Genomic DNA, 25,367 nt, shown 5'->3' on the forward strand with positions numbered 1-25,367 from the left:
CGGCAATAGTGATTATACAATCTTAGAATTCAGCAAAGTATAGCGCTTAAAACTTATCAAGATTTTAAAAGTTACAGGAGTCACTTTACTTCGATGTAACCCATCAACCCCGTCTTCATGTGTTCAATTACATGACAATGGTACATCCAACGCCCTGGGTTATCTGCAACAAATGCCGCTTTCGCACTGCCGCTTTTTCCAAGTAAGACCGTATCGGTATGAAACGGTTCGTCGAGTTTTTTGCCATCTAACTCAAGAACCGTAAATGTGTGTCCATGAAGATGAATAGGATGATGATATTGGGTGACGTTCTTTAGGTTGAAGATATAGGTTTTTCCCATCTCCAATGTTGAAAGCGGCGCTGGAATATTATCTTTGCTCATTCCTTCCCAAGCCCGTTTGTTCATCAGCCAGAATTGGGGGATCGCTTTGCCCGATTTATCAGCAGGAGTGATCGCCCCCTCCCACTCAAACACATAATCGATTTGCTCTGCATTTTTCAAATCGAGAGCTGGCACAGGGTTGAGAGGTAACAAAGGCAGTTTCTGGTTGCTCGGCAAGTCAGACTCAACAACGTCAAACTCGCACAAAGGGAATGGGAAGCGTCCTTTCATTCGACGCACATAAACACGTGTTCCAGCCTTCGGAGCAATCAATCCGACATCCAACCTCATTCCTGGACCAATTTTGTGCTGAGTGAGCTTATAAGGCGCTTTAACAGGATTACCATCAATAGCAATAACCCAAGCCTCTGCACCTTCAATAGCGATCGGGTAAGTAATGGTATTATCGACATTAGCAATTCTTAATCGCGTGGTAGCATTCTGCTTCAGCGCATAAACAGGTTCATGCACACCATTGACGCTACTCCACTCTCCGGGAGTCCCCATACGAGCGCTCAAGCGCGGTACCATAAGGTTCTTCCACTGACCTTGTTTGTCTAAATGCCAATGCTTTAGAACTATTTCCTGTTCTTCATCAAATAGAACAGGCTCAGCCTCTTCAACGATAATTAACCCAACTAAGCCCATACCAAGTTGCTTAACGCTATTCATATGGGGGTGATACCAAAACGTGCCTGCATCTGGCGGTGTAAATTCATAAACGAATGTTTCACCCGGCATGATAGGCGGCTGGCTTAAGAAAGGTACACCATCCATTTCAATAGGGATTCGCAAGCCATGCCAGTGAATTGTAGTTGGCTCTGAAAGCTTGTTGGTGAATCGGATAATAACTTTCTCACCTTGGCGACAGCGAATCGTAGGCGCTGGAATCGAACCATTAAATGCGAGTACGTCTGTGTTAAACCCTGGGACCAATTCTGCAGTAGAAGGCTCTGCAGTGATATCGTATATATATTGCCCCTGCTTATTAGTGCTCCTAGATAGAGAACATGCAGGTAGAACGGTAAGCGCGGAGATTGCTAAGGATGATTGAAGAAAGCGTCGACGAGATATATCCATACATAGTTACTCATTAATCCAGATCGGTTGAGTGTAACTAAATATAAATAGTGATTCCCCTTTATTATTAAAATTTCGGGCCACTGATCATTACAGCTAACTGTAGTTTCGTTCGTTCAGTAGATTAAATGCAGCCAAAGTACAGCAGAAAGCCATACTTACGGGATAAGAGTAGAAATAAGCTATAATAATGAGAAGAAACCAGATACAAAAAAGGCTCTGACCTAAGTCAGAGCCTGATATATGGCAGGGGTGGAGAGATTCGAACTCCCAACACGCGGATTTGGAATCCGCTGCTCTGCCAATTGGAGCTACACCCCTATAGAATTTTCATATTCTAGATTTGACAAAACCTCGCATAAGCGAGGTTGTCGATATTAAGTGGCGGAGTGGACGGGACTCGAACCCGCGACCCCCGGCGTGACAGGCCGGTATTCTAACCAACTGAACTACCACTCCGCAGTGGTATCACTCGCTTTAATAAGCAAGCGTCCGCTTTTGTCTTCACTTTTCGAAAAAGTGAAAATAAAACTAAAGCCTGGCGATGTCCTACTCTCACATGGGGAAGCCCCACACTACCATCGGCGCTATTTCGTTTCACTTCTGAGTTCGGCATGGAAATCAGGTGGGTCCAAAACGCTATGGTCGCCAAGCAAATTCTTTAATCTGGAAAGCTGTTTCTTAATTCTCGTTACTACACATTCAACGTTCTTTCATTGAGTCCATCAAAACCCCTTGGGTGTTGTATGGTTAAGCCTCACGGGCAATTAGTACAGGTTAGCTCAACGCCTCACAACGCTTACACACCCTGCCTATCAACGTCGTAGTCTACGACAACCCTTTAGGATACTTAAAGTATCAGGGAGAACTCATCTCAAGGCTCGCTTCCCGCTTAGATGCTTTCAGCGGTTATCGATCCCGAACTTAGCTACCGGGCAATGCGTCTGGCGACACAACCCGAACACCAGAGGTTCGTCCACTCCGGTCCTCTCGTACTAGGAGCAGCCCCTTTCAATTCTCCAACGCCCACGGCAGATAGGGACCGAACTGTCTCACGACGTTCTAAACCCAGCTCGCGTACCACTTTAAATGGCGAACAGCCATACCCTTGGGACCGACTTCAGCCCCAGGATGTGATGAGCCGACATCGAGGTGCCAAACACCGCCGTCGATATGAACTCTTGGGCGGTATCAGCCTGTTATCCCCGGAGTACCTTTTATCCGTTGAGCGATGGCCCTTCCATTCAGAACCACCGGATCACTATGACCTGCTTTCGCACCTGCTCGAATTGTCATTCTCGCAGTCAAGCGGGCTTATGCCATTGCACTAACCTCACGATGTCCAACCGTGATTAGCCCACCTTCGTGCTCCTCCGTTACGCTTTGGGAGGAGACCGCCCCAGTCAAACTACCCACCAGGCACTGTCCGCAACCCCGATAAGGGGTCGACGTTAGAACATCAACACTACAAGGGTGGTATTTCAAGGACGGCTCCACGCAATCTAGCGACTGCGCTTCAAAGCCTCCCACCTATCCTACACATGTAGGGTCAATGTTCAGTGCCAAGCTGTAGTAAAGGTTCACGGGGTCTTTCCGTCTAGCCGCGGGTACACTGCATCTTCACAGCGATTTCAATTTCACTGAGTCTCGGGTGGAGACAGCGTGGCCATCATTACGCCATTCGTGCAGGTCGGAACTTACCCGACAAGGAATTTCGCTACCTTAGGACCGTTATAGTTACGGCCGCCGTTTACCGGGGCTTCGATCAAGAGCTTCGACCGAAGTCTAACCCCATCAATTAACCTTCCGGCACCGGGCAGGCGTCACACCGTATACGTCATCTTGCGATTTTGCACAGTGCTGTGTTTTTAATAAACAGTTGCAGCCACCTGGTATCTGCGACTCTCAATAGCTCCATCCGCGAGGGACTTCACCGTCGAGAGCGTACCTTCTCCCGAAGTTACGGTACCATTTTGCCTAGTTCCTTCACCCGAGTTCTCTCAAGCGCCTTGGTATTCTCTACCCGACCACCTGTGTCGGTTTGGGGTACGATTCCTTACAATCTGAAGCTTAGAGGCTTTTCCTGGAAGCATGGCATCAATGACTTCACTACCGTAGTAGCTCGACGTCGTGTCTCAGCCTTAGAAAGAGCCGGATTTACCTAACTCTTCAGCCTACGCACTTGAACCTGGACAACCGTCGCCAGGCCCACCTAGCCTTCTCCGTCCCCCCATCGCAATTGTAAGAAGTACGGGAATATTAACCCGTTTCCCATCGACTACGCCTTTCGGCCTCGCCTTAGGGGTCGACTTACCCTGCCCCGATTAACGTTGGACAGGAACCCTTGGTCTTCCGGCGAGGAGGTTTTTCACCCCCTTTATCGTTACTCATGTCAGCATTCGCACTTCTGATACGTCCAGCATGCGTTACCACACACCTTCAACCGCTTACAGAACGCTCCCCTACCCAATGCACTAAAGTACATTGCCGCAGCTTCGGTTTACTACTTAGCCCCGTTACATCTTCCGCGCAGGCCGACTCGACCAGTGAGCTATTACGCTTTCTTTAAATGATGGCTGCTTCTAAGCCAACATCCTGGCTGTCTGAGCCTTCCCACATCGTTTCCCACTTAGTAGTAATTTGGGACCTTAGCTGGCGGTCTGGGTTGTTTCCCTCTCCACGACGGACGTTAGCACCCGCCGTGTGTCTCCCGGATAGTACTTACTGGTATTCGGAGTTTGCAAAGGGTTGGTAAGTCGGGATGACCCCCTAGCCTTAACAGTGCTCTACCCCCAGTAGTATTCGTCCGAGGCGCTACCTAAATAGCTTTCGGGGAGAACCAGCTATCTCCAGGTTTGATTGGCCTTTCACCCCTAGCCACAAGTCATCCGCTAATTTTTCAACATTAGTCGGTTCGGTCCTCCAGTTGATGTTACTCAACCTTCAACCTGCCCATGGCTAGATCACCTGGTTTCGGGTCTATATCCAGAGACTGAACGCCCAGTTAAGACTCGGTTTCCCTACGGCTCCCCTAGATGGTTAACCTTGCCACTGAATATAAGTCGCTGACCCATTATACAAAAGGTACGCAGTCACAGGACAAGCCTGCTCCTACTGCTTGTACGTACACGGTTTCAGGTTCTATTTCACTCCCCTCACAGGGGTTCTTTTCGCCTTTCCCTCACGGTACTGGTTCACTATCGGTCAGTCAGTAGTATTTAGCCTTGGAGGATGGTCCCCCCATATTCAGACAGGATATCACGTGTCCCGCCCTACTCGATTTCACTGAACACACGTCGTCAACTACGGGACTATCACCCTGTATCGTCGGCCTTTCCAGGCTGTTCGTCTAACGCGTGTAAAGCTTAAGGGCTAGTCCAATTTCGCTCGCCGCTACTTTCGGAATCTCGGTTGATTTCTTTTCCTCGGGGTACTTAGATGTTTCAGTTCCCCCGGTTCGCCTCGTTATGCTATGTATTCACATAACGATACTTACTTATGTAAGTGGGTTTCCCCATTCGGAAATCCCAGACTCAAATGGTTTTTACTACCTAATCTGGGCTTATCGCAAGTTAATACGTCCTTCATCGCCTCTGACTGCCAAGGCATCCACCGTGTACGCTTAGTCACTTAACCATACAACCCGAAGGAGTTTCGAGTTGATGTTCAAATCACCAAAGTTGTCTCTCATTATTTGAATGAGCGAGAGACATTTCGATTTTGCCGGACTCAATTTCGAATAATCACTTAAAAGTGATATTCCCAAGAACACTTGAATGTGTTTTTTGGTGTTTGTCATAAAGACAAACATTGAGAACTTTACAAACAATCTTAAAGATTGTTTTGTCAGCTTTCCAAATTGTTAAAGAGCTAGATTTTCTGATGAAAACCATTTTTAAAGATTCTTTTTCAAGAACACTTAAAGATGGTGGAGCTATGCGGGATCGAACCGCAGACCTCCTGCGTGCAAGGCAGGCGCTCTCCCAGCTGAGCTATAGCCCCATCAAGGTGTCGATACTGTCGCCAATTCCTTGGAAAAGAAATTGGTGGGTCTGAGTGGACTCGAACCACCGACCTCTCGCTTATCAGGCGAACGCTCTAACCACCTGAGCTACAGACCCAGTATCGTCTCTTTACTTTATAAACCGTATCAATCTGTGTGAACACTCATCGCAATAATCATCGTTTAAGGAGGTGATCCAGCGCCAGGTTCCCCTAGCGCTACCTTGTTACGACTTCACCCCAGTCATGAACCACAAAGTGGTAAGCGTCCCCCCGAAGGTTAAACTACCTACTTCTTTTGCAGCCCACTCCCATGGTGTGACGGGCGGTGTGTACAAGGCCCGGGAACGTATTCACCGTGGCATTCTGATCCACGATTACTAGCGATTCCGACTTCATGGAGTCGAGTTGCAGACTCCAATCCGGACTACGACGCACTTTTTGGGATTCGCTCACTTTCGCAAGTTGGCCGCCCTCTGTATGCGCCATTGTAGCACGTGTGTAGCCCTACTCGTAAGGGCCATGATGACTTGACGTCGTCCCCACCTTCCTCCGGTTTATCACCGGCAGTCTCCCTGGAGTTCCCGACATTACTCGCTGGCAAACAAGGATAAGGGTTGCGCTCGTTGCGGGACTTAACCCAACATTTCACAACACGAGCTGACGACAGCCATGCAGCACCTGTCTCAGAGTTCCCGAAGGCACCAATCCATCTCTGGAAAGTTCTCTGGATGTCAAGAGTAGGTAAGGTTCTTCGCGTTGCATCGAATTAAACCACATGCTCCACCGCTTGTGCGGGCCCCCGTCAATTCATTTGAGTTTTAATCTTGCGACCGTACTCCCCAGGCGGTCTACTTAACGCGTTAGCTCCGAAAGCCACGGCTCAAGGCCACAACCTCCAAGTAGACATCGTTTACGGCGTGGACTACCAGGGTATCTAATCCTGTTTGCTCCCCACGCTTTCGCATCTGAGTGTCAGTATCTGTCCAGGGGGCCGCCTTCGCCACCGGTATTCCTTCAGATCTCTACGCATTTCACCGCTACACCTGAAATTCTACCCCCCTCTACAGTACTCTAGTCTGCCAGTTTCAAATGCTATTCCGAGGTTGAGCCCCGGGCTTTCACATCTGACTTAACAAACCACCTGCATGCGCTTTACGCCCAGTAATTCCGATTAACGCTCGCACCCTCCGTATTACCGCGGCTGCTGGCACGGAGTTAGCCGGTGCTTCTTCTGTCGCTAACGTCAAATGATAGTGCTATTAACACTACCACCTTCCTCACGACTGAAAGTGCTTTACAACCCGAAGGCCTTCTTCACACACGCGGCATGGCTGCATCAGGCTTGCGCCCATTGTGCAATATTCCCCACTGCTGCCTCCCGTAGGAGTCTGGACCGTGTCTCAGTTCCAGTGTGGCTGATCATCCTCTCAGACCAGCTAGGGATCGTCGCCTTGGTGAGCCCTTACCTCACCAACTAGCTAATCCCACCTAGGCATATCCTGACGCGAGAGGCCCGAAGGTCCCCCTCTTTGGCCCGTAGGCATCATGCGGTATTAGCCATCGTTTCCAATGGTTATCCCCCACATCAGGGCAATTTCCTAGGCATTACTCACCCGTCCGCCGCTCGACGCCGTTATCGTCCCCCGAAGGTTCAGATAACTCGTTTCCGCTCGACTTGCATGTGTTAGGCCTGCCGCCAGCGTTCAATCTGAGCCATGATCAAACTCTTCAATTTAAGATTTTGTTCGGCTCAATGAATACTGAACATTCCTTTCGCTAATAAATAGCAGAAGTAATGTTTGAATTGACTGTGCTGAATCCGAAGATTCAATGGTCACTTCGTTTCATTGAAACCTAAATTGTTTCCGAAGAAACTATTTGGATTATCATCAACGAGTGCCCACACAGATTGATAGGTCTATATTGTTAAAGAGCTTTCCTGTTGAGCTTTGCTCAAAACAGGACGGCCATTTTAGCGAGTTAAAGTTTAGTGTCAATCACTTTTTTCAAACTTTCTTCAAGCGTTTCCGCTTGGCTAACTTGGCTTGCTAACTTGGCTTCTTACTTTCGAAACTTAAGCTTCGAAGCGTTGCCGTGTCAGCGAGGTGGCATTATAGAGATTGCGATCACATTGGCAAGCCCTTTTTCTCGTTTTTTTTGATTTTTTTATCGTTTGGGTGTTTTTTATTCTAAAAGGCGAGTTTTCACTACTATTCTACCTCCATACACCCTGTAATCGCCCTGAATAAGGAAAAAAGATGAGCTCAATGAGAAGCTACAAAGGTATAAAGCCTGAACTTGGTGAGCGTGTTTACGTTGACCCAACCTCTGTTTTAGTCGGTGATATCCGAATTGGCGATGATTCTAGCATTTGGCCATTGGTAGCAGCGCGAGGCGATGTAAACCACATTCACATTGGTGATCGAACGAATATTCAAGATGGCAGTGTTTTGCATGTCACCCATAAGAACGCCGAAAACCCAAACGGCTACCCATTGATTATTGGTAATGACGTTACGATTGGCCACAAAGTGATGCTGCACGGTTGTGAGATCCACGATCGTGTTTTGGTTGGTATGGGAGCTATTGTTTTAGATGCTGTTGTAATTGAGTCAGAGGTGATGATCGGAGCAGGCAGTTTAGTGCCACCTGGGAAAGTATTAGAAAGTGGCTACTTATATGTTGGAAGCCCAGTAAAACAAGCTCGCCCTCTATCAGAAAAAGAACGAGCTTTCTTGCAAAAGTCTGCCAACAACTATGTGCAGAACAAAAACGACTACTTAAATGAAGTAAAAGACTTGAACTAAAACCCTGTTAACCGATGATGATATGGCCTTCTTCGTTGAAGGCTTCATCTTCTATTAGCTCTTCAGCCATTTCTTCTAGGTCGAATCTGTAATCAGTAAACACTTTAATTGCCGCTTGCTCAGTTTCAATCAGTGAACCACTGAGCTTTTCTAACTTTTGTTTCGTCACAAAGCACTCTATTAGTGCGCCTGATTGTTGCGCCGAAAAGTTTACCGATTGTGATACTTCATCCCATGATTGAATATCTGGGAATAAGATGGATTGATTCATCGCTTATTGACCTTCAAGATTCTTTCTTAGTTCTCTGAGAATTTGTTTGGCACCAGGACGTAAGCCACGCCAGAGCATAAAGCTTTCCGCAGCCTGCCCAACTAACATTCCAAGACCGTCATACGCATGAGCGGCACCATTCTCTTTTGCCCATAAGTTAAAGCTCGTCACCCCTTTGCCATAAATCATGTCATAGCTTGTACTGTTAGCGGCAAAGATGGAGGATGAAATAGTCGGCAGTTCACCACTAAGAGAAGCGGATGTGGAGTTAATGATGACATCATACTCTTCATCAATACTTGCCATCTCTTTGGCGAGGATAGGACCGTGAGAGACAAACAGCTCTGCGAGCTCTTGTGCTTTACTAAAGGTACGGTTGGTAATGGTTAAAGAGGTCGGCTTTTGATCGAGTAGTGGCTTAATAACACCACGAGCTGCACCACCAGCACCAATAATTAGGATTCGCGCACCTTCCAATACAACCTGATGCTGAAGCAGATCTTGCACTAAACCTGCACCATCAGTGTTGTCACCGATGATTTCACCATCGTCTAACTTCTTGAGGGTATTTACCGCGCCTGCTAACTGAGCCCGTTCTGTCAATCGACTAGCAAATTGATAAGCATCTTCTTTAAATGGCATAGTGATGTTGCACCCCTTGCCACCTTCAGCAAAAAACACCTTCGCCGCGTCAATAAAACCATCAACAGGTGCACTTTCTGCGGTATACACCAAAGATTGATTAGTTTGACGAGCAAACAAGGTGTGAATGAATGGCGACTTACTGTGTCCGATAGGATTACCAAACACGGCATAGCGATCGATTTGCTGGGTCATTTCCTTACCTTTGTTCCTTACTTAGATATAGAGAAAACAGGGCCACCTGATTACAGATGACCCTATCACTATCTATCTATATAGAAAAGGAGATTCCGTGCTTACCACTCTCGGGGCGTTAGGTATCGCTCGTAAAGTTCAGCTTCTGGCGATCCCGCTTCTGGCTCGTAGCAGTACTCCCAGCGAGCGAGCGGCGGCATTGACATCAGAATCGACTCAGTACGCCCACCACTTTGTAAACCAAATAAGGTGCCACGGTCATACACTAAGTTGAACTCTACGTAACGGCCGCGACGATATAGTTGGAATTCACGCTCACGCTCACCATACTTGATCTCTTTACGACGAGAAACGATCGGCAAGTAAGCCTGGCAATAGCCTTCACCCACTGCTTTGATGTAAGCAAAACACTTATCAAATTCCCACTGGTTTAGATCATCAAAGAACAAACCGCCAACACCGCGAGTTTCATTACGATGTGGTAGGAAGAAGTATTTGTCACACCATGCTTTATGCTCTTGGTAAACATCGTCACCAAATGGCGCACAAAGCAGTTTTGCAGTGTCGTGCCATGATTGGCAATCTTCTTCAAATGGATAGAACGGCGTTAGGTCAAAACCACCACCAAACCACCAAATTGGGTCTTCGCCATCTTTTTCTGCAATAAAGAAGCGGACATTGGCGTGTGAAGTCGGTACGTAAGGGTTTTTAGGGTGAATAACCAAAGAAACACCCATCGCTTCAAAACGACGACCCGCTAGCTCTGGGCGATGCGCTGTCGCAGATGCTGGCATTTCTTTCCCTTCCACATGCGAGAAGTTCACGCCTCCCTGCTCGAAAACAAGGCCATCACGCAAAACACGTGAGCGACCACCGCCCCCCAGACGCTCTCCTTTTTCACGTTGCCATGCATCTTCGACAAAGACGGCCTTTCCATCTTCTTGTTCTAACTGCTGACAAATGGAGTCCTGAAGTGACATCAAGAACTGCTTTACGGCGTGCTTATCGATCGCTGACATACGTTATTACCTATTACGTGAAACCTAATGATGGCTGGCTAGCAGGGTTAACCCTGTCTTAATATTTGTGAAGTTTTGGCGTCACGAATCTCGCTGGGTTTATCACGACCGCTGGTCTCGCCACGAAGAATGGCGACCAGCTTATCACCCAACTGCTCTTCGACTTCTTCCGTGGTCATACACGGTGGTAAGCCGGAAAGATTCGCGCTGGTAGAGGTTAACGGCTTTCCGAATGCATTACACATTTTTTGCACCAAAGGATGATCAGTCACACGAACCGCAATTGAATCAAACTGCCCTGAAACCCAGTTGGATACTTTATCGCTCGCTGGCATGATCCAAGTGTATGGGCCTGGCCAAGTGGCATGAACAGTCTGTAATTGTTCTTCAGTCAACTGAGATTCATCAATATAAGGCAAGAGCTGATCATAACTTGCCGCGATTAGAATCAGCCCTTTTTCTACCGGACGCTGCTTGAGCTCTAATAGCTTTTGAATTGCTTCTGGGTTATCTGGATCACATCCGACACCAAAAACCCCTTCTGTTGGATAGGCAATCACTTCGCCTTGCTTGAGTGCGTTGAGCACTTGTTCAAAGTTATCCACCGATTACTTCCTATTTGTTTGACTGTGTTGTTTTCACTAAGTGTACAAATATTCATTCTCAGACACTAAAGCAATTTTTTTATAAAATGTATCAATAGCGCCAACAACAAGACGCAAACGTTTGCTTGAGATAAAAATCCCCGTATAATGCGCACAAATTTATAGCTCACCTAATTTTTGCAGCTTAAAGGAGTTTGAGATGAAAGTCGGTATCATCATGGGTTCTAAATCCGATTGGCCAACCATGAAACTAGCAGCGGACATGCTAGACCAATTTGGCGTGCCTTACGAAACAAAAGTCGTGTCAGCACACCGAACTCCTCAATTACTGTCTGACTACGCTAGTGGCGCAAAAGAACGCGGCATCAAAGTTATCATCGCAGGCGCAGGTGGTGCAGCCCACCTACCAGGTATGGCGGCGGCGTTTACTAGTTTGCCAGTGCTTGGGGTTCCCGTTCAGTCTCGTGCACTGAAAGGTATGGATTCACTGCTTTCTATTGTACAGATGCCAAAGGGAATTGCGGTTGGTACATTGGCGATTGGCGAAGCGGGCGCAGCAAACGCCGGTATCCTAGCAGCGCAAATCCTAGGCACTCATGATGAAAACATCATGGCGAAGGTAGAAGCATTCCGTAATGAGCAAACGGAAACAGTTCTCGCAAATCCAAACCCTGCAGAGGATTAATCAGATGCATGTACTGGTTCTTGGTGCGGGTCAGTTGGCTCGTATGATGTCTCTGGCTGGTGCGCCACTGAATATTCAAATTTCAGCTTACGATGTCACCAACGGTGATGTCGTTCACCCTTTAACTCAACAGGTACTTGGCCATGGTTTGGAAAATGCGATTACGCAAGTTGATGTGATTACTGCCGAGTTCGAGCATATTCCACATGACGTGCTCAAGGTTTGCGAAGCGAGCGGCAAGTTCCTACCAAGTACGCAAGCCATCAAAGCAGGTGGTGATCGCCGTATTGAAAAGGCACTGCTTGATGATGCTGGCGTGCGCAACGCGAAATACTACGTCATTGAAACTCGTGAAGACTTTGAGCGCGCAATTGAACACGTTGGTATGCCAATGGTTCTGAAAAGTGCATTAGGTGGTTACGATGGTAAAGGCCAATGGCGCTTAAAAGAAGCTTCTCAAGTCGACGACATTTGGACTGAGATGGCAGAGTGCATCGCGGCAACACCAACTCAAGCGATTGTTGCTGAAGAGTTTGTTCCTTTTAACCGCGAAGTATCACTGGTTGGTGCTCGAAGCAAAGATGGCAGTGTGGAAGTGTATCCTCTGGCAGAGAACGTCCACACCAACGGTGTATTGAGTCTTTCTACTGCGATTGATGCGCCAAGGTTACAGGAACAAGCAAAGCAAATGTTCACGGCAGTCGCAGATAGCCTAGATTACGTTGGCGTATTAGCGCTTGAGTTCTTTGATGTCGATGGGGCACTTTTAGTGAATGAGATTGCTCCACGCGTGCACAACTCTGGTCACTGGACACAGCAAGGTGCAGAAACGTGTCAGTTTGAAAACCATCTGCGCGCAGTGTGCGGCTTACCATTAGGCAGTACGAAATTGGTTCGTGAAACCTCAATGATTAATATTCTTGGTGAAGACACACTACCAGAAGCATTGTTATTAATGGATGGTTGCCACCTTCATTGGTATGGCAAAGAGAAACGTGCAGGTCGCAAGATGGGACACATCAACGTGTGTGGCGACTACCCAGGAGAATTGCACCGTAGGTTGTGCGCTCTGGCAGACATCTTAGACCCAATAGCTTTCCCAGCCGTGCAAGCGTTCGCTAAACAGCCTCAACACTAACGTTTGGCAGCAAAAAAATAAAAAAAGGGTCGCACGATGCGACCCTTTTTAATTCCTTTGATGTATTTACCCTTGTTGGGTGTGCTGGCACTTACGGTTGGCACATTGCAATTTCACACCACTGGCGAGTTTCTTCTCCACCAACAAAGTAAAACCACATTCTTCGCATCGCCCCTTGACCGGAGCAAGGTTCACAGCAAATTTGCATTTAGGGTAGTTATCACACGCGTAGAATGTTTTGCCAAATCGGGTTTTACGCTCAACCAAATGTCCTTTGCCACATTCAGGGCAAGCGTGTTGCTCTTGTGACTGCGCCTCTGGCTCTGGTTGATTAATCGACTCAATATGATGACAAGCCGGGTAATGGCTACAACCAACGAACATACCGTAGCGCCCTTGGCGGAGAACCAACTCATTGCCACACTCAGGACAAGGCACACCCAACTCTTTCACGATGTGACCATCATTGCTGTGTAGCGGTTTAATGTAATCACAGCTTGGGTAATGGTTACAGCCGAGAAATGGGCCATGTTTTCCGTGCTTGAGAGTCAGCTCACCACCACATTTTGGACACGGCTCGTGCTCCAAAGCGTGTTCATGGGCAGAGAAAAGGGTGTTGTCGATTTTACTACTCATACTTACCGTTTCGTGAAAAACACACAAAAAGACAAGCTCGCGTTTATTCTGGCTAAACTCGAACTTGCCCAGATGGTTAGTGAAGAATCCCTTGTTCCTTGGTGTACAACAGCTCTTCCATTAGCGTGTAAGCGTTTTCGTTGCCAGGCACATTAAACAGCACCATCAGAATGATCCATTTGAGGTCTTCAAGCTCAAACTCACTCGTTTCTAATCCCATCACTCGGTCAATCACCATTTCGCGAGTTTCTGTGGTTAACACATTGATTTGCTCGAGAAACAATAGAAATCCTCGGCATTCCAAATCTAAACGCTGCATCTCTTTCGCTGTGTAGATACGAGTTGATGACGAAGCCATGCAAGTCGAGATTGCAGAAGAGGTGTCACTTTGCTGCAATGCGGCAAGCTCTTCTAACCAGACAAGGGCTTTGTAGATATCTTTTTGTTGGAAGCCTGCACGGAGCAATTCTTCTTCCAACTCGTCTTGTTCGACCTGTAACTCTGCATCGCTATGGATGTAGGTTTCGAATAGATACATCAGTATATCCATCATCATAGCTAGCCCCTCCCCTTTCGAATATAGCCACCTGAAACCGCAACGACATGCCCAGAGAGTTCTAACTCTAAGAGCTGCATCATGACTTCTTGGACAGGTATATTGGTCCTGTTTGCAAGAATATCAACCGGTGTAGCTTCACTTCCTACGTTAGCTAACAGCTGAGGAAATGGCAATTCTTCTTCATCATTTAACGTAGAAAATAAATCGGTACTCTGATTAATAGACCAATCAAGCAAGGACTGTATTTCATCTAAGACATCTTTCGTCTTTTCTACGAGGCAAGCGCCATGACGTATCAACTGGTTTCCACCGCAGGCATTGGGGGCATTGATTGACGCTGGCAGCGCAAATACTTCTCGACCTTGCTCAAGCGCGTAACGAGCTGTAATTAACGAGCCGCTCTTTTTCGCCGCCTCGACGACCAGTACACCAAGCGATAATCCACTAATAATACGATTACGACGCGGGAAGTTTTCTGGGCGCGGCTTGGCATTAGGCCGAAACTCAGACACCAAAGCCCCGTGTTCAATAACACGTTGCGCTAAACTACGATGACGTGCTGGATAAATATTTGCTAAACCAGATCCTAGCACCGCAATCGTCTTACCACCCGCTTGCAACGCACCATCATGCGCATGACCATCAATGCCTAAAGCGAGACCACTGGTGACAATAAAATCGTGCTGAACAAACTCTGCAGCAAACTGACGTGCATGCTGTAATCCATCAATACTCGCATTTCGACTGCCAACCATCGCGATTTGTGGCTGAGAGAGACAAGTAGGGTTTCCTTGAACAAAAAGTAGAGGTGGCGGTGCAACGATTTGTTTGAGTTGAGGTGGATAACGCGGGTCAGTCAGTGTCAGGATATGATGATTTGTAGAAGCCTCAAGCCAGCTTAAACAAGCATCGACTTCTTTATCTGTTGAAGCCCAAGCTTGAATTTGCTTAGTTGTTAACCCAAGTTGTTGTAGCTGTTCAGGAGAGAAGTTTACGATGTTACGTGGCGTGTCTCTTGCCAGTAGCTTATTCATTTTGACGCCGCCAATGCCTGGTAAACAACTCAGTTTTAACCAGGCAGCGAGATCATCGTTATTTCGTCGATTCATCGATGGTTAATTCGTCCGCCAACGGTGACACCACCGAAATATCTTGGTTAATGGGTTTCGTACTGTTAGTGATCAGTGCCAAGCTAAAGTACTCATAAGGACGAATGACCAGCAACTCACCAACTTTGCTTTGAGGCAAAGTGATTTTCTTATCAAGCACGCCAAACTCTTTCTTGAACTCATCGCCGTCTTTGTAAACTGGGTGCGCGTCTTCTTTTAAATCAAACACACTGCCTTGCTTCAGATTGTCTGACGTGCCTTTATCAATCACCACGACTTGGTTAGTTGAACTAAAGCGAATACCTTCGATATTACCTAGCAACTTTGCAGAACTGCCTTGTGGCGACGGCAGCGGATAGAACGTAGTCGTGAAGTCAGTATTCTCAACCGATTGATTTGGCAACGCGATATCGTTACGTAGGATTTCTTGCATTTGCGATGTAAGCTTCAAACCTGAATAATCACTCGAAGCTTCAACGAGCTCGCCTTTGGCAATCAAACGCAGCGCGGTAATCTCTTCGGACACATCGTCACGCGAAAAGGTAGCTACTGGTCGGTAAATAGCCCAACCTGTCGCGGTCTGATTGCCATTGATATACAGCACATCTTCTGCAGTCAGATACTTACTGCCTTTGCTGCTACCCATCACTTTTGCTGCTCTGTTCAACGAATCTTTATCTAGCAACCGATCCGATTTAAGGTAAGGCATCACCAAACCTTCCGCGACCGTTGGTACGGCTTTCTTTTCTGTGATGCGAGCTTTCGGGCTCAGCTTCTTAACCGGTTTTAGGCTCAACACGGGCTGACCGTTAATCCACACCAAAGACAGCTTGTCACCGGGATAAATTAAATGAGGGTTATCGATTTCCGGGTTTACTTGCCATAAACGAGGCCACAACCACGGGCTATCTAAGTACATGGCCGAAATATCCCATAGCGTATCGCCCTTCACAACTACATATGTTTGTGGCGCATCATCTTTAACAGTCAGTGGGTTCGCATCCACATTTGCTACAGCGTTGAAAGAGAAAAGTAACGGCAACGTAACACTGGCAACGTTGCGGAAAATTCGATTCATGACCCTCGTCCTTGGTCTATTAAGCAGGAACCAGAATGGAAATTGGTGCAAGGATGCTGTCATTTAGGCTATAAAATGTCTAGAATTGAGCCAACAAGGTTTGTGCTGTTTCGGCACAGTTCAATATTTCGAGTGAATATGTCTGTATTACAAGTATTAACATTCCCGGATGATCGCCTGCGCACAGTCGCAAAGCCTGTTGAAGCGGTGACACCTGAGATTCAAAAAATCGTCGATGACATGATTGAAACCATGTACGACGAAGAAGGTATTGGCCTTGCTGCAACGCAGGTTGATATCCACAAACGTATCGTAGTGATTGATATTTCAGAAACTCGCGATGAGCCGATGGTGCTAATCAACCCTGAGATTCTGGAAAAGCGTGGCGAAGATGGCATCGAAGAAGGCTGTCTGTCGGTACCAGGTGCGCGCGCACTTGTGCCTCGCGCTGCAGAAGTTACCGTTAAAGCACTGGATCGTGATGGCAAAGAGTTCACCTTTGAAGCCGACGACCTGCTAGCGATTTGTGTTCAACACGAGCTTGATCACCTACAAGGTAAGCTATTCGTGGATTACCTATCACCACTGAAACGCAAACGCATTCAGGACAAGCTAGCAAAAATCAAACGCTTTAACGAGAAGCAGCAAAACGCTTAATCTCGAACCATACCAATTAGAAGGAAGTCTACCTTGAGTCAGTCTTTACGAATTGTCTTTGCAGGTACTCCGGATTTCGCCGCCCGTCACTTGGCGGCGTTGTTGTCTTCGGAGCATGAAGTCATCGCGGTTTACACAAACCCAGATCGTCCAGCGGGTCGTGGCAAAAAATTGGCTGCGCCACCGGTAAAACAACTGGCGCTAGAACACAATATCCCGGTTTACCAACCTGAAAGCTTTAAGTCCGACGAAGCGAAACAAGAACTTGCCGATCTGAACGCCGACCTCATGGTTGTCGTGGCGTACGGTATGCTGCTGCCACAAGCGGTTCTTGATACCCCTAAACTGGGTTGTATCAACGTACATGGTTCTATCCTACCTCGTTGGCGTGGTGCGGCTCCAATCCAACGCTCTATTTGGGCGGGCGATGCAGAAACTGGCGTGACCATCATGCAGATGGATATCGGTCTCGACACTGGTGATATGCTGAAGATTGCAACTCTGCCAATCGAAGCGACAGATACCAGCGCTTCAATGTACGAAAAATTGGCTGAGCTTGGTCCAGAAGCTCTGATTGACTGCCTAGCAGACATTGCTGCGGGTAAAGCAGTGCTAGTGAAGCAAGACGATGAGCTCGCGAACTATGCGAAAAAACTCAGCAAAGAAGAAGCACGCATCAACTGGAACGACGATGCGGCGCACATTGAGCGCTGCGTTCGCGCATTTAACCCATGGCCAATGAGCCACTTTGAGGCGGCAGAAAACAGCATCAAAGTATGGCAAAGCCGTGTGGCAGAGCAAACCAGTGACAAGCCAGCCGGCACCATCGTGCAAGCAGATAAAACCGGTATTTATGTTGCGACAGGCAACGGCGTACTGGTGCTAGAGCAACTGCAAGTTCCTGGCAAAAAAGCCATGTCAGTTCAGGATATTCTGAATTCGCGTGCGGCTTGGTTTGAAGTTGGCACTCTGCTGGTTTAAGCCATACTAGGGGTTATTATCCCCGATTATACGAACTTTTAGAGGGCAGAGATGCCCTCCTTTACTTTAAGGTACTCATCATGAATGTTCGCGCTGCGGCTGCTAACGTCCTGTATCTTGTCGTCGACAAGGGCCACTCACTTTCAAGCGCTCTTCCAGCGGCTCAACAAACGGTACGACCTCGTGACCACGCTCTGTTACAAGAGATCTGTTACGGTGCGCTACGTTACCTACCTCGCCTAGAAATGATCGCAAACCAATTGATGGATAAGCCGCTAAAAGGCAAACAACGTGTATTCCATCACCTAATTCTGGTTGGTATTTACCAACTGAGCTTCATGCGCATTCCTGCGCACGCAGCTGTCGGTGAAACGGTTGAAGGCACTAAAGAGCTGAAAGGTCCTCGTCTGCGTGGTTTGATTAACGCGGTATTGCGTAACTACCAGCGCAACCAAGAAGAACTCGACCAAATGGCCGTCAGCAACAACGCTGGCAAGTACGGTCACCCAAGCTGGTTACTAAAACTGCTGCAAGAGGCCTACCCACAGCAATGGGAAAGCATTGTTGAAGCGAACAACCAAAAAGCACCAATGTGGCTGCGTGTGAACCATCAACACCACACTCGTGATGAATACCTTGCGCTGCTCAAAAATGAAAACATTGATAGCACGCCACACACAGAAGCAATGGACGCCATAAAATTGGCCGCACCATGTGACGTGATGAAGCTACCTGGTTTTGAAAAAGGTTGGGTTTCGGTCCAAGATGCGGCGGCGCAGCTCTCGATCAACTATCTAAAACCACAAGACGGCGAACTGATTTTAGATTGCTGTGCAGCGCCAGGTGGCAAGACGGCGCACATTCTAGAGCGCACGTCAGGCAGTGAAGTGGTCGCGATTGACTGCGACGACACACGCTTGAAACGTGTGCATGAAAACCTGAAGCGTCTCAACCTTCAGGCAAAAGTGGTTTGCGGTGATGCGCGTAATCCACAAGAATGGTGGCAAGGCGAGCAATTTGATCGCATTTTGCTGGATGCCCCATGTTCTGCGACTGGCGTGATTCGTCGTCACCCAGACATCAAATGGCTACGTCGTGCAGACGACATCACCGCATTAGCAGAGCTGCAAAGTGAAATTTTTGATGCCATGTGGACGCAACTGAAGCCCGGCGGCACCATGGTTTACGCGACTTGTTCAATCACACCGCAAGAAAACGTGGAGCAAGTAAAAGCGTTTTTAGCACGTACCGCGGATGCGCAACTGCTGGATTCTGATCCCGACCAGCCTGGTCGTCAAATTCTACCAGGCGAAGAAGATATGGATGGTTTCTACTACGCAGTACTAACTAAAACACACGCGTAACAGCATGCTAAATAGGGCGATTGAAGTGATTTCAATCGCCTTTTTCAGATACGAGAAAAGAGTATGAAGATCATTATTCTTGGTGCAGGTCAGGTTGGCGGCACACTGGCAGAAAACCTAGTGGGTGAAAACAACGACATCACCATCGTCGACAATAATGCCGACCGACTGCGTGAATTGCAGGACAAATACGACCTACGTGTGGTCAATGGCCATGCGAGCCATCCAGACGTGCTACACGAAGCTGGCGCGCAAGACGCCGATATGCTCGTCGCAGTAACCAACACTGATGAAACCAACATGGCCGCCTGTCAGGTCGCGTTCACTCTATTCAATACCCCAAACCGCGTTGCGCGTATTCGCTCTCCAGAATACTTGGCAGAAAAAGAAGCCCTGTTTAAATCTGGCGCCATTCCTGTTGATCACCTTATCGCACCAGAAGAACTCGTCACGAGCTACATCGAACGTCTGATCCAATACCCAGGCGCGCTGCAAGTGGTGAGCTTTGCTGAACAGAAAGTCAGCCTAGTGGCGGTGAAAGCCTACTATGGTGGCCCGCTGGTGGGTAATGCGTTGTCTGCTTTGCGTGAGCACATGCCGCACATTGATACCCGTGTGGCGGCGATTTTCCGTCAAGGCCGTCCGATTCGCCCACAAGGTACCACCATCATTGAAGCCGACGATGAAGTGTTCTTCGTTGCAGCAAGTAATCATATTCGCTCAGTGATGAGTGAGCTTCAGCGCCTAGAAAAACCGTACCGCCGCATCATGATTGTTGGCGGGGGTAACATCGGCGCAAGCTTGGCAAAACGCCTAGAGCAAACTTACAGCGTGAAGCTGATTGAGCGTAACTACCAGCGTGCAGAAAAGCTCTCTGAGCAACTAGAAAACACCATCGTGTTCTGCGGTGATGCGGCAGACCAAGAGCTTCTCTCGGAAGAGAACATCGACCAAGTCGACGTCTTCATCGCGCTGACCAACGAAGATGAAACCAACATCATGTCTGCAATGTTGGCAAAACGCATGGGCGCTAAAAAAGTGATGGTGCTGATCCAACGTGGCGCTTATGTAGACCTGGTACAAGGCGGCGTAATTGATGTAGCAATCTCACCTCAGCAAGCCACTATTTCAGCCTTGCTAACGCACGTTCGTCGCGCTGATATCGTAAACGTATCCTCACTTCGCCGCGGCGCTGCGGAAGCGATTGAAGCCGTCGCTCACGGTGATGAAAGTACATCTAAAGTGGTTGGACGTGCGATTGGAGATATAAAACTTCCACCTGGGACCACCATTGGTGCTATCGTTCGTGGCGAAGAAGTTCTTATTGCCCACGACCGTACGGTCATCGAACAGGATGACCATGTGGTGATGTTCCTGGTCAACAAAAAATACGTATCAGACGTCGAAGCGCTATTCCAGCCGAGTCCATTCTTCCTCTAGGATTTTCCTATGGTCAACTTACGTCCCGTACTGTTTGTTATCGGGCTAGTTTTATCCAAACTGGCCCTGTTTATGTACGTGCCGACTTTGGTCGCTTTCTTTACCGGTACGGGGGGATTCCTCGATTTCGCCCAAGCCGTTGTGATCACGCACCTTGCCGCCTTCATCTGCCTAACGATAGGTCGAACCGCCAAGTTCAAACTCAGCGTACGCGATATGTTCCTCATCACCAGTTTGGTTTGGACCATCGCGAGTGCGTTTGCCGCCTTGCCATTTGTGTTTATCAACCACATCAGCTTCACCGACGCCTACTTCGAAACGATGTCGGGTATCACCACGACGGGCTCAACGGTGCTCAGTGGCCTAGACAACATGGCGCCGAGCATATTGCTGTGGCGCTCTATTTTACAATGGCTTGGTGGCATTGGTTTTATCGTGATGGCGGTAGCAGTGTTACCTATGCTGAATGTCGGTGGTATGAAGCTATTCCAAACCGAATCATCAGATTGGTCGGATAAAAGTAGTCCAAGAGCGAAAACGGTCGCCAAAAACATCGTAGCGGTTTATTTGATGCTAACGGGCCTATGTATTTTGGGCTACTTGATCACCGGCATGAACCTGTTCGAAGCAATCAACCATGCCTTTACTACGCTATCGACGGGTGGATACTCTACATCTGATGGGTCAATGAACCACTTCTCTAATGGCGCACATTGGGTGGCCACTACCTTTATGTTCTTAGGTGGTTTGCCGTTTTTGCTCTTTATCGCCGCATTACGTAAACGCCGTATTGATGTGTTGGTTAACGACGCTCAAGTTAGAGGATTTGCGTACCTGTTCGTATTCTCAAGCTTAGTGATTTCAGCTTGGTTAGTGATTCGAGATGGGTACACCATTTTGGATGCCCTGCGAGTGTCGATGTTTAATATTGTCTCTGTCGTCACCACAACTGGCTTTGGCTTAGAAGACTTCACCGCATGGGGCGCATTACCCACCACTCTTTTCGCATTCTTAATGATGGCGGGGGCATGCTCAGGCTCAACGTCTGGCGGGATCAAAATCTTCCGCTTCCAAATTGCAATGACGCTGCTAAACAAACAAATGATGAAGTTGATTCACCCTTCAGGGGTGTTTGTACAGCGTTATAACCAGCGACCGGTGAATGATGATATTGTTCGCTCAGTGGTGGCATTTGGCTTGATGTTTTTTATCACCATTATCTTTATCGCGGGTTGTTTAAGTGCTCTTGGCCTCGACCCTGTGACCAGTATTTCTGGCTCAATCACCGCCGTTGCCAATGTTGGCCCTGGTATGGGTAGTGTGATTGGCCCGACAGGCAACTTCGCGCCTCTGCCCGATACTGCCAAATGGCTCTTAAGCTTTGGGATGTTAATGGGCCGCTTGGAAATTCTGACTATTCTTGTACTGTTCTTTCCTGCGTTTTGGCGCCGCTAAGCAGACTCTAATTAAAAGGTATAACAATGAAAACATGGATTACTCTGGCGACCCTACTTGCCGCCTCATCCACATACGCCGCCGAGGTCATCACTTTAGCCGATGGTCGAGAAGTGAAGTTGAACGATGACTTTACCTGGGAATACGTCATGAAAAAAACGGCGCAGCAAGCGACGGAGACACAAACAACAGCAAGCGTAGTTGAAACAATCGCAGCTCCTGCGATTGCGACAATCCCAGTGATAACGAAAACCGTTGGCACGACCGTGGTGGTAAACGCCAAAAAGCCAACCATGCAGCTATCAGATTCAGGTGTGGATGTATTGATTGGTTCAGCAAGCTATCAAAGCGGTGAGCTTGTTTTACCTACATCAATCACTAACCAAAGCTCTCAATCTGTCATTCAAGTGGAAGTTGAGGTGCAAGTGTTTGATATGTCTGGTCAGCAACTGGCAAAAGAAAACGTGACTGTTTGGCAATCCATCAAGCGCATGGCGGATACCTACCTGCGACCTCAGCAAGCGGAGCAAGGTAAGAGCATAAAACTGGCTGTACCGCAATCACAGCAATACCAGTTTTCTGCCAAAGTGCTAGAGGTAAAAACTCGCTAATACGTGTTTAATATTCTTTGTTGAGCCTATCGGCTAGATAGGCTCAACAAAGTAATAAATAGCAAAGAAATGGCACACGCAGCCAGCCAAAACAAAGCCGTGCCAAATCGCATGGTTAAAGGGAATGCGCTTCGCAACGTAGAAAATCACGCCCAGTGAATACACAATTCCACCAGCGGCAAGCAGTGTAAGTCCGCCGACATCCAAGTTGATCGCCAACTGATAAATCACAATCAACGATAACCATCCCATCACCAAATACGTCATCAAAGAAAGCTTTTTAAATCGATAGACGAACGCAACTTTCATGATGATGCCGATCAACGCAATGCTCCAAATAACGATCATCAACCCAAATGCTAGAGGTGTTCTTAAGCTGACTAACAAGAAAGGGGTATAGCTGCCTGCTATCAAAAGATAAATAGCACAGTGGTCGAAGGTTTTTAGCCAACGTTTCGCTTTGGGATGAGGGATCGCATGATAGAGCGTCGAGGCCAAAAATAGCACGATAATACTCGCACCATAAATCGCCATACTGGTAAGCGTTAAAGTGTCAGCTTGATGGTCTATGGCTTTAACTAACAGCAGTATCAAGCCAACAATACCAAAAATCATCCCTATACCGTGGGTGATGGTATTGGCCAGTTCTTCACGTTGACTGTATTGAGGTTTCTGCAGCTCGGACATCAATGCGCCTATACTAGAGTTTGAAATTTGCTCTAGTATGGCACATTAGGCTTACACGTGTAAGCTTAAATTAAGACTCATGAACGGCAGTAGTTTGATCGAGATAATTGAGTACCAGTTCGCCAACTTGATCTGGCTTAGTCGTGGCAGGAATGGTCAGCTCTCGCTTGAGTTTGCCACTACTCAGTAAGCTCGCGAGCATGCCACCTTGCCCCTTGCGTGTGCGGTCAACTTCAAACCACAACTTGAGCTCTTGCTCACTGCGGTGGGCAACAAATTCTAATTCGCGCCACACGCCGTGGTAAGGTCCGTCGGTTGGCACCAGTTCAAACTCTTGCACAAATGGTAGATCGAATCCTTTCACTTCCTCGCATTCCACCTGGCGAATTCGTAAACCTTGCGCTTCAAATGCAGATAGTACCGCATCCATCAGTGGATCAGGTCGAACGGTGAGGATGTCTTTATCAGTCGGATCCAAAGCAGCAGCAACGTCTAAGCCGGTTTCTAACCATACTTTGGCATCACCAATGGTGACAGGCGTGTTCCAAGGCACATCGAGCTTAACATCGAAGGTACGCTCTTCGCCGGAATGGATGGTAAATGCGTAAGGGAGACTCCACTTAGCAAGCACATGAGTTTGAGGTACTCGGCGCATGCTGTGTCCTTCTCGCGCACCACGGTCATCAGGGGCTTCGGCGATGTAGCGGCAACAGAGTTTTAAATCAATGTTGTCGATCGCTTGTTCAGTCGCACCACCATATACATGGATTGACACATCCACACTTTGACCTGGGTATAGCACGTCTTGGTTTAAGATTGAGTCGACCTTCGCGCTCCCAATCCCAAAACTGGCAAGTGTCTTCTTCAAAAATGACATAGGCACCTCCTTCATCGAGATCTCATACTACTACTGCTGATCGTGGGATCAAACAAAAATTGCCTCGAACATCGCGACAAAATGACAAAATCTAAACAATTCAATTGCTCAACTATCGACCAATTATTACAAGGATGCTAATCTTACACTTGATATGCATGCATATCGGTATTCCTGACTCATTAACTGGATTGGCGAGAGCCAGAAGAGTGATTCTTCAATCTTGTTGGAGCCTAGCTCATAATGATTCAGGCCATTACATCGGCAATGGATATGCCTGACAGTTAGGTAAATTAATGCGCCCAACAACAGTCAGGTTCGCACACACTAATACTAGTGCAATGCGCCGCCGCAGTGGCTTTACTACTGCACCAAAGGCAAAGCAAGTTGCGCCAGCAATGACATTGGTTGAGAAGACAGCAATGATGTCGAGTGTTCCGGCCAAAGTTATCAAAGCAGCTTAATCAAAAGCGCGGCGCCAGCTGCGCTTTTTTCTTTGCACGCGACTCATAAAGCTTCAAAGACTTAGAACGAACTACAGTGAAAGAGATAGTTTTTCCTATTTGGTCTTCGCAAAGCAATTTGGTACCTTTACTGCTAATTACACCTATAAATTCTGTGGAGAAAGAAATGAAGTGTCATCGCATTGAAGAGCTGCTTGAGCTACTAGAGCCTGAATGGCATAAAGATCAAGAGCTGAATCTATTGCAGTTCATCGTTAAGCTAGCAAAAGAAGCAGGCTATGAAGGAAAGCTAGAAGATCTGACCGACGATGTACTGATCTACCACCTTAAAATGCGTAATAGCAGCAAAGATGAAATGATCCCTGGACTCAAAAAAGACCAAGAGGACGATTTTAAAACGGCGATCCTACGCGCTCGTGGCATCATCAAATAACCAGCTCAACAGCCAGTATTCTTTAAGCGACTCTCTCTGTGAGTCGCTTTTTTATAACCAAAGTTTTTAGTCCCACAATTGGTTATAACTGTTCAGCCAATTATCAGGTTAACTGTACTGATTTTTGTTGTTAAACATTGACTGCGTTAAAGAAACGGAATTGTTATTGATTGTATAATCGCCGTT

The 25,367-nt window shown here is 47.5% G+C and carries 22 protein-coding genes, 4 tRNA genes and 3 rRNA genes; 11 read left to right on the forward strand and 18 right to left on the reverse strand.

The annotated features are described in order from the left end of the window. Positions 1-80 precede the first annotated feature (80 nt). From N646_RS10570 to N646_RS10610, 8 genes are all read right to left on the reverse strand, one after another. On the reverse strand, positions 81-1,463 hold the full coding sequence (locus tag N646_RS10570; RefSeq protein WP_017821774.1) for a multicopper oxidase family protein: 1,383 nt from the start codon (positions 1,461-1,463) through the stop codon (positions 81-83). Between the two features lie 244 nt (positions 1,464-1,707). Beyond that, a tRNA-Trp gene (locus N646_RS10575) sits at positions 1,708-1,784 on the reverse strand. A gap of 61 nt (positions 1,785-1,845) precedes the next feature. Continuing rightward, positions 1,846-1,922, reverse strand: a tRNA-Asp gene (locus N646_RS10580). A 77-nt stretch (positions 1,923-1,999) separates the two neighbouring features. Further along, positions 2,000-2,116, reverse strand: a 5S ribosomal RNA gene (gene rrf / locus N646_RS10585). A gap of 93 nt (positions 2,117-2,209) precedes the next feature. Beyond that, a 23S ribosomal RNA gene (locus tag N646_RS10590) occupies positions 2,210-5,099 on the reverse strand. A 290-nt stretch (positions 5,100-5,389) separates the two neighbouring features. Then, a tRNA-Ala gene (locus N646_RS10600) sits at positions 5,390-5,465 on the reverse strand. Between the two features lie 42 nt (positions 5,466-5,507). Beyond that, positions 5,508-5,584 (reverse strand) — tRNA-Ile (locus N646_RS10605). A 66-nt stretch (positions 5,585-5,650) separates the two neighbouring features. After that, positions 5,651-7,203 (reverse strand): 16S ribosomal RNA (locus N646_RS10610). The 16S, 23S and 5S rRNA genes sit together here with 4 tRNA genes alongside, the layout of an rRNA operon. A 523-nt stretch (positions 7,204-7,726) precedes the next feature. Between N646_RS10610 and N646_RS10615 the strand changes: the two genes are divergently transcribed. Continuing rightward, positions 7,727-8,275: a gamma carbonic anhydrase family protein gene (locus N646_RS10615; protein WP_005379096.1), complete on the forward strand. Its 549-nt coding sequence runs from the start codon at positions 7,727-7,729 to the stop codon at positions 8,273-8,275. A 7-nt stretch (positions 8,276-8,282) separates the two neighbouring features. On the opposite strand, the gene N646_RS10620 is transcribed toward N646_RS10615, so the two are convergent. From N646_RS10620 to N646_RS10635, 4 genes are all read right to left on the reverse strand, one after another. After that, positions 8,283-8,546: a DUF1488 family protein gene (locus tag N646_RS10620; protein WP_005379090.1), complete on the reverse strand. Its 264-nt coding sequence runs from the start codon at positions 8,544-8,546 to the stop codon at positions 8,283-8,285. Positions 8,547-8,549: 3 nt separating this feature from the next. Beyond that, entirely contained in the window at positions 8,550-9,383 is an 834-nt protein-coding gene (aroE, locus tag N646_RS10625) for a shikimate dehydrogenase (protein WP_017821584.1), read from the reverse strand. Positions 9,384-9,484: 101 nt separating this feature from the next. After that, complete coding sequence (hemF, locus tag N646_RS10630; RefSeq protein WP_017821583.1) at positions 9,485-10,402, reverse strand: oxygen-dependent coproporphyrinogen oxidase; 918 nt, start codon at positions 10,400-10,402, stop codon at positions 9,485-9,487. 47 nt (positions 10,403-10,449) lie between these two features. Beyond that, positions 10,450-11,007, reverse strand: a complete 558-nt coding sequence (locus tag N646_RS10635; protein WP_005379084.1) for an L-threonylcarbamoyladenylate synthase — start codon at positions 11,005-11,007, stop codon at positions 10,450-10,452. A gap of 199 nt (positions 11,008-11,206) precedes the next feature. Here N646_RS10635 and purE point away from each other — a divergent pair, with 199 nt between their 5' ends. Together purE and N646_RS10645 are read left to right on the forward strand one after the other, a co-directional pair. Further along, positions 11,207-11,692, forward strand: a complete 486-nt coding sequence (gene purE / locus N646_RS10640; RefSeq protein WP_017821582.1) for a 5-(carboxyamino)imidazole ribonucleotide mutase — start codon at positions 11,207-11,209, stop codon at positions 11,690-11,692. A gap of 4 nt (positions 11,693-11,696) precedes the next feature. Further along, positions 11,697-12,830, forward strand: coding sequence for a 5-(carboxyamino)imidazole ribonucleotide synthase (locus N646_RS10645; protein ID WP_017821581.1), 1,134 nt, complete (start codon positions 11,697-11,699; stop codon positions 12,828-12,830). Positions 12,831-12,896: 66 nt separating this feature from the next. Here the strand turns inward: N646_RS10645 and N646_RS10650 are convergent, their stop codons facing one another. From N646_RS10650 to N646_RS10665, 4 genes are all read right to left on the reverse strand, one after another. Next, positions 12,897-13,466 carry a DNA topoisomerase family protein gene (locus tag N646_RS10650; RefSeq protein WP_017821580.1) on the reverse strand — a complete coding sequence of 190 codons (570 nt, stop codon included), beginning with the start codon at positions 13,464-13,466 and terminating at the stop codon, positions 12,897-12,899. A 76-nt stretch (positions 13,467-13,542) separates the two neighbouring features. Further along, positions 13,543-14,022, reverse strand: a complete 480-nt coding sequence (locus tag N646_RS10655; protein ID WP_005379074.1) for a DUF494 family protein — start codon at positions 14,020-14,022, stop codon at positions 13,543-13,545. 2 nt (positions 14,023-14,024) lie between these two features. Further along, entirely contained in the window at positions 14,025-15,134 is a 1,110-nt protein-coding gene (dprA, locus tag N646_RS10660) for a DNA-processing protein DprA (RefSeq protein ID WP_017821579.1), read from the reverse strand. Continuing rightward, positions 15,118-16,212 (reverse strand): LysM peptidoglycan-binding domain-containing protein, encoded by a 1,095-nt coding sequence (locus tag N646_RS10665; RefSeq protein ID WP_017821578.1) that lies wholly within the window; start codon positions 16,210-16,212, stop codon positions 15,118-15,120. The genes dprA and N646_RS10665 overlap by 17 nt, the downstream gene beginning before the upstream one ends. A 138-nt stretch (positions 16,213-16,350) precedes the next feature. On the opposite strand from N646_RS10665, the gene def reads away from it, so the two are divergent. The 6 genes from def to N646_RS10695 all read left to right on the forward strand — a co-directional run bounded on the left by def (position 16,351) and on the right by N646_RS10695 (position 22,720). Further along, positions 16,351-16,869 (forward strand): peptide deformylase, encoded by a 519-nt coding sequence (gene def / locus N646_RS10670; RefSeq protein WP_005379068.1) that lies wholly within the window; start codon positions 16,351-16,353, stop codon positions 16,867-16,869. A 33-nt stretch (positions 16,870-16,902) separates the two neighbouring features. After that, the gene (fmt, locus tag N646_RS10675) at positions 16,903-17,850 is read left to right on the forward strand and encodes a methionyl-tRNA formyltransferase (protein WP_017821577.1); all 948 of its coding nucleotides are present in this window, start codon (positions 16,903-16,905) and stop codon (positions 17,848-17,850) included. Between the two features lie 80 nt (positions 17,851-17,930). Next, the gene (gene rsmB / locus N646_RS10680; protein ID WP_017821576.1) at positions 17,931-19,214 is read left to right on the forward strand and encodes a 16S rRNA (cytosine(967)-C(5))-methyltransferase RsmB; all 1,284 of its coding nucleotides are present in this window, start codon (positions 17,931-17,933) and stop codon (positions 19,212-19,214) included. Between the two features lie 63 nt (positions 19,215-19,277). Then, a complete protein-coding gene (gene trkA, locus N646_RS10685) occupies positions 19,278-20,654 on the forward strand; it encodes a Trk system potassium transporter TrkA (protein ID WP_005379062.1) in 1,377 nt (458 codons plus the stop codon). A 9-nt stretch (positions 20,655-20,663) separates the two neighbouring features. After that, complete coding sequence (locus N646_RS10690) at positions 20,664-22,109, forward strand: TrkH family potassium uptake protein (protein WP_017821575.1); 1,446 nt, start codon at positions 20,664-20,666, stop codon at positions 22,107-22,109. A 26-nt stretch (positions 22,110-22,135) separates the two neighbouring features. Further along, positions 22,136-22,720: a DUF3157 family protein gene (locus N646_RS10695; RefSeq protein WP_017821574.1), complete on the forward strand. Its 585-nt coding sequence runs from the start codon at positions 22,136-22,138 to the stop codon at positions 22,718-22,720. A gap of 33 nt (positions 22,721-22,753) precedes the next feature. On the opposite strand, the gene trhA is transcribed toward N646_RS10695, so the two are convergent. Together trhA and N646_RS10705 are read right to left on the reverse strand one after the other, a co-directional pair. Continuing rightward, positions 22,754-23,407, reverse strand: coding sequence for a PAQR family membrane homeostasis protein TrhA (gene trhA, locus N646_RS10700; RefSeq protein ID WP_005379047.1), 654 nt, complete (start codon positions 23,405-23,407; stop codon positions 22,754-22,756). Between the two features lie 70 nt (positions 23,408-23,477). Next, a complete protein-coding gene (locus tag N646_RS10705) occupies positions 23,478-24,284 on the reverse strand; it encodes a sporulation protein (RefSeq protein WP_017821573.1) in 807 nt (268 codons plus the stop codon). A 296-nt stretch (positions 24,285-24,580) separates the two neighbouring features. Here N646_RS10705 and N646_RS24790 point away from each other — a divergent pair, with 296 nt between their 5' ends. Continuing rightward, positions 24,581-24,748 carry a hypothetical protein gene (locus tag N646_RS24790; protein ID WP_005379043.1) on the forward strand — a complete coding sequence of 56 codons (168 nt, stop codon included), beginning with the start codon at positions 24,581-24,583 and terminating at the stop codon, positions 24,746-24,748. Positions 24,749-24,914: 166 nt separating this feature from the next. Then, positions 24,915-25,181: a YihD family protein gene (locus N646_RS10710; protein ID WP_017821571.1), complete on the forward strand. Its 267-nt coding sequence runs from the start codon at positions 24,915-24,917 to the stop codon at positions 25,179-25,181. Positions 25,182-25,367 lie beyond the last annotated feature (186 nt).

It is taken from the genome of Vibrio alginolyticus NBRC 15630 = ATCC 17749 (assembly GCF_000354175.2).
Classification (GTDB): domain Bacteria; phylum Pseudomonadota; class Gammaproteobacteria; order Enterobacterales; family Vibrionaceae; genus Vibrio; species Vibrio alginolyticus.

Bases quoted from the DNA above. Each gene is read 5' to 3' on its own strand.
- N646_RS10570 (WP_017821774.1), bottom strand. From the start codon at position 1,463: ATGGATATATCTCGTCGACGCTTTCTTCAATCATCCTTAGCAATCTCC.
- N646_RS10615 (WP_005379096.1), top strand. From the start codon at position 7,727: ATGAGCTCAATGAGAAGCTACAAAGGTATAAAGCCTGAACTTGGTGAG.
- N646_RS10620 (WP_005379090.1), bottom strand. From the start codon at position 8,546: ATGAATCAATCCATCTTATTCCCAGATATTCAATCATGGGATGAAGTA.
- aroE (WP_017821584.1), bottom strand. From the start codon at position 9,383: ATGACCCAGCAAATCGATCGCTATGCCGTGTTTGGTAATCCTATCGGA.
- hemF (WP_017821583.1), bottom strand. From the start codon at position 10,402: ATGTCAGCGATCGATAAGCACGCCGTAAAGCAGTTCTTGATGTCACTT.
- purE (WP_017821582.1), top strand. From the start codon at position 11,207: ATGAAAGTCGGTATCATCATGGGTTCTAAATCCGATTGGCCAACCATG.
- N646_RS10645 (WP_017821581.1), top strand. From the start codon at position 11,697: ATGCATGTACTGGTTCTTGGTGCGGGTCAGTTGGCTCGTATGATGTCT.
- N646_RS10650 (WP_017821580.1), bottom strand. From the start codon at position 13,466: ATGAGTAGTAAAATCGACAACACCCTTTTCTCTGCCCATGAACACGCT.
- N646_RS10655 (WP_005379074.1), bottom strand. From the start codon at position 14,022: ATGATGATGGATATACTGATGTATCTATTCGAAACCTACATCCATAGC.
- dprA (WP_017821579.1), bottom strand. From the start codon at position 15,134: ATGAATCGACGAAATAACGATGATCTCGCTGCCTGGTTAAAACTGAGT.
- N646_RS10665 (WP_017821578.1), bottom strand. From the start codon at position 16,212: ATGAATCGAATTTTCCGCAACGTTGCCAGTGTTACGTTGCCGTTACTT.
- def (WP_005379068.1), top strand. From the start codon at position 16,351: ATGTCTGTATTACAAGTATTAACATTCCCGGATGATCGCCTGCGCACA.
- rsmB (WP_017821576.1), top strand. From the start codon at position 17,931: ATGAATGTTCGCGCTGCGGCTGCTAACGTCCTGTATCTTGTCGTCGAC.
- trkA (WP_005379062.1), top strand. From the start codon at position 19,278: ATGAAGATCATTATTCTTGGTGCAGGTCAGGTTGGCGGCACACTGGCA.
- N646_RS10690 (WP_017821575.1), top strand. From the start codon at position 20,664: ATGGTCAACTTACGTCCCGTACTGTTTGTTATCGGGCTAGTTTTATCC.
- N646_RS10695 (WP_017821574.1), top strand. From the start codon at position 22,136: ATGAAAACATGGATTACTCTGGCGACCCTACTTGCCGCCTCATCCACA.
- trhA (WP_005379047.1), bottom strand. From the start codon at position 23,407: ATGTCCGAGCTGCAGAAACCTCAATACAGTCAACGTGAAGAACTGGCC.
- N646_RS10705 (WP_017821573.1), bottom strand. From the start codon at position 24,284: ATGTCATTTTTGAAGAAGACACTTGCCAGTTTTGGGATTGGGAGCGCG.
- N646_RS24790 (WP_005379043.1), top strand. From the start codon at position 24,581: ATGCGCCCAACAACAGTCAGGTTCGCACACACTAATACTAGTGCAATG.
- N646_RS10710 (WP_017821571.1), top strand. From the start codon at position 24,915: ATGAAGTGTCATCGCATTGAAGAGCTGCTTGAGCTACTAGAGCCTGAA.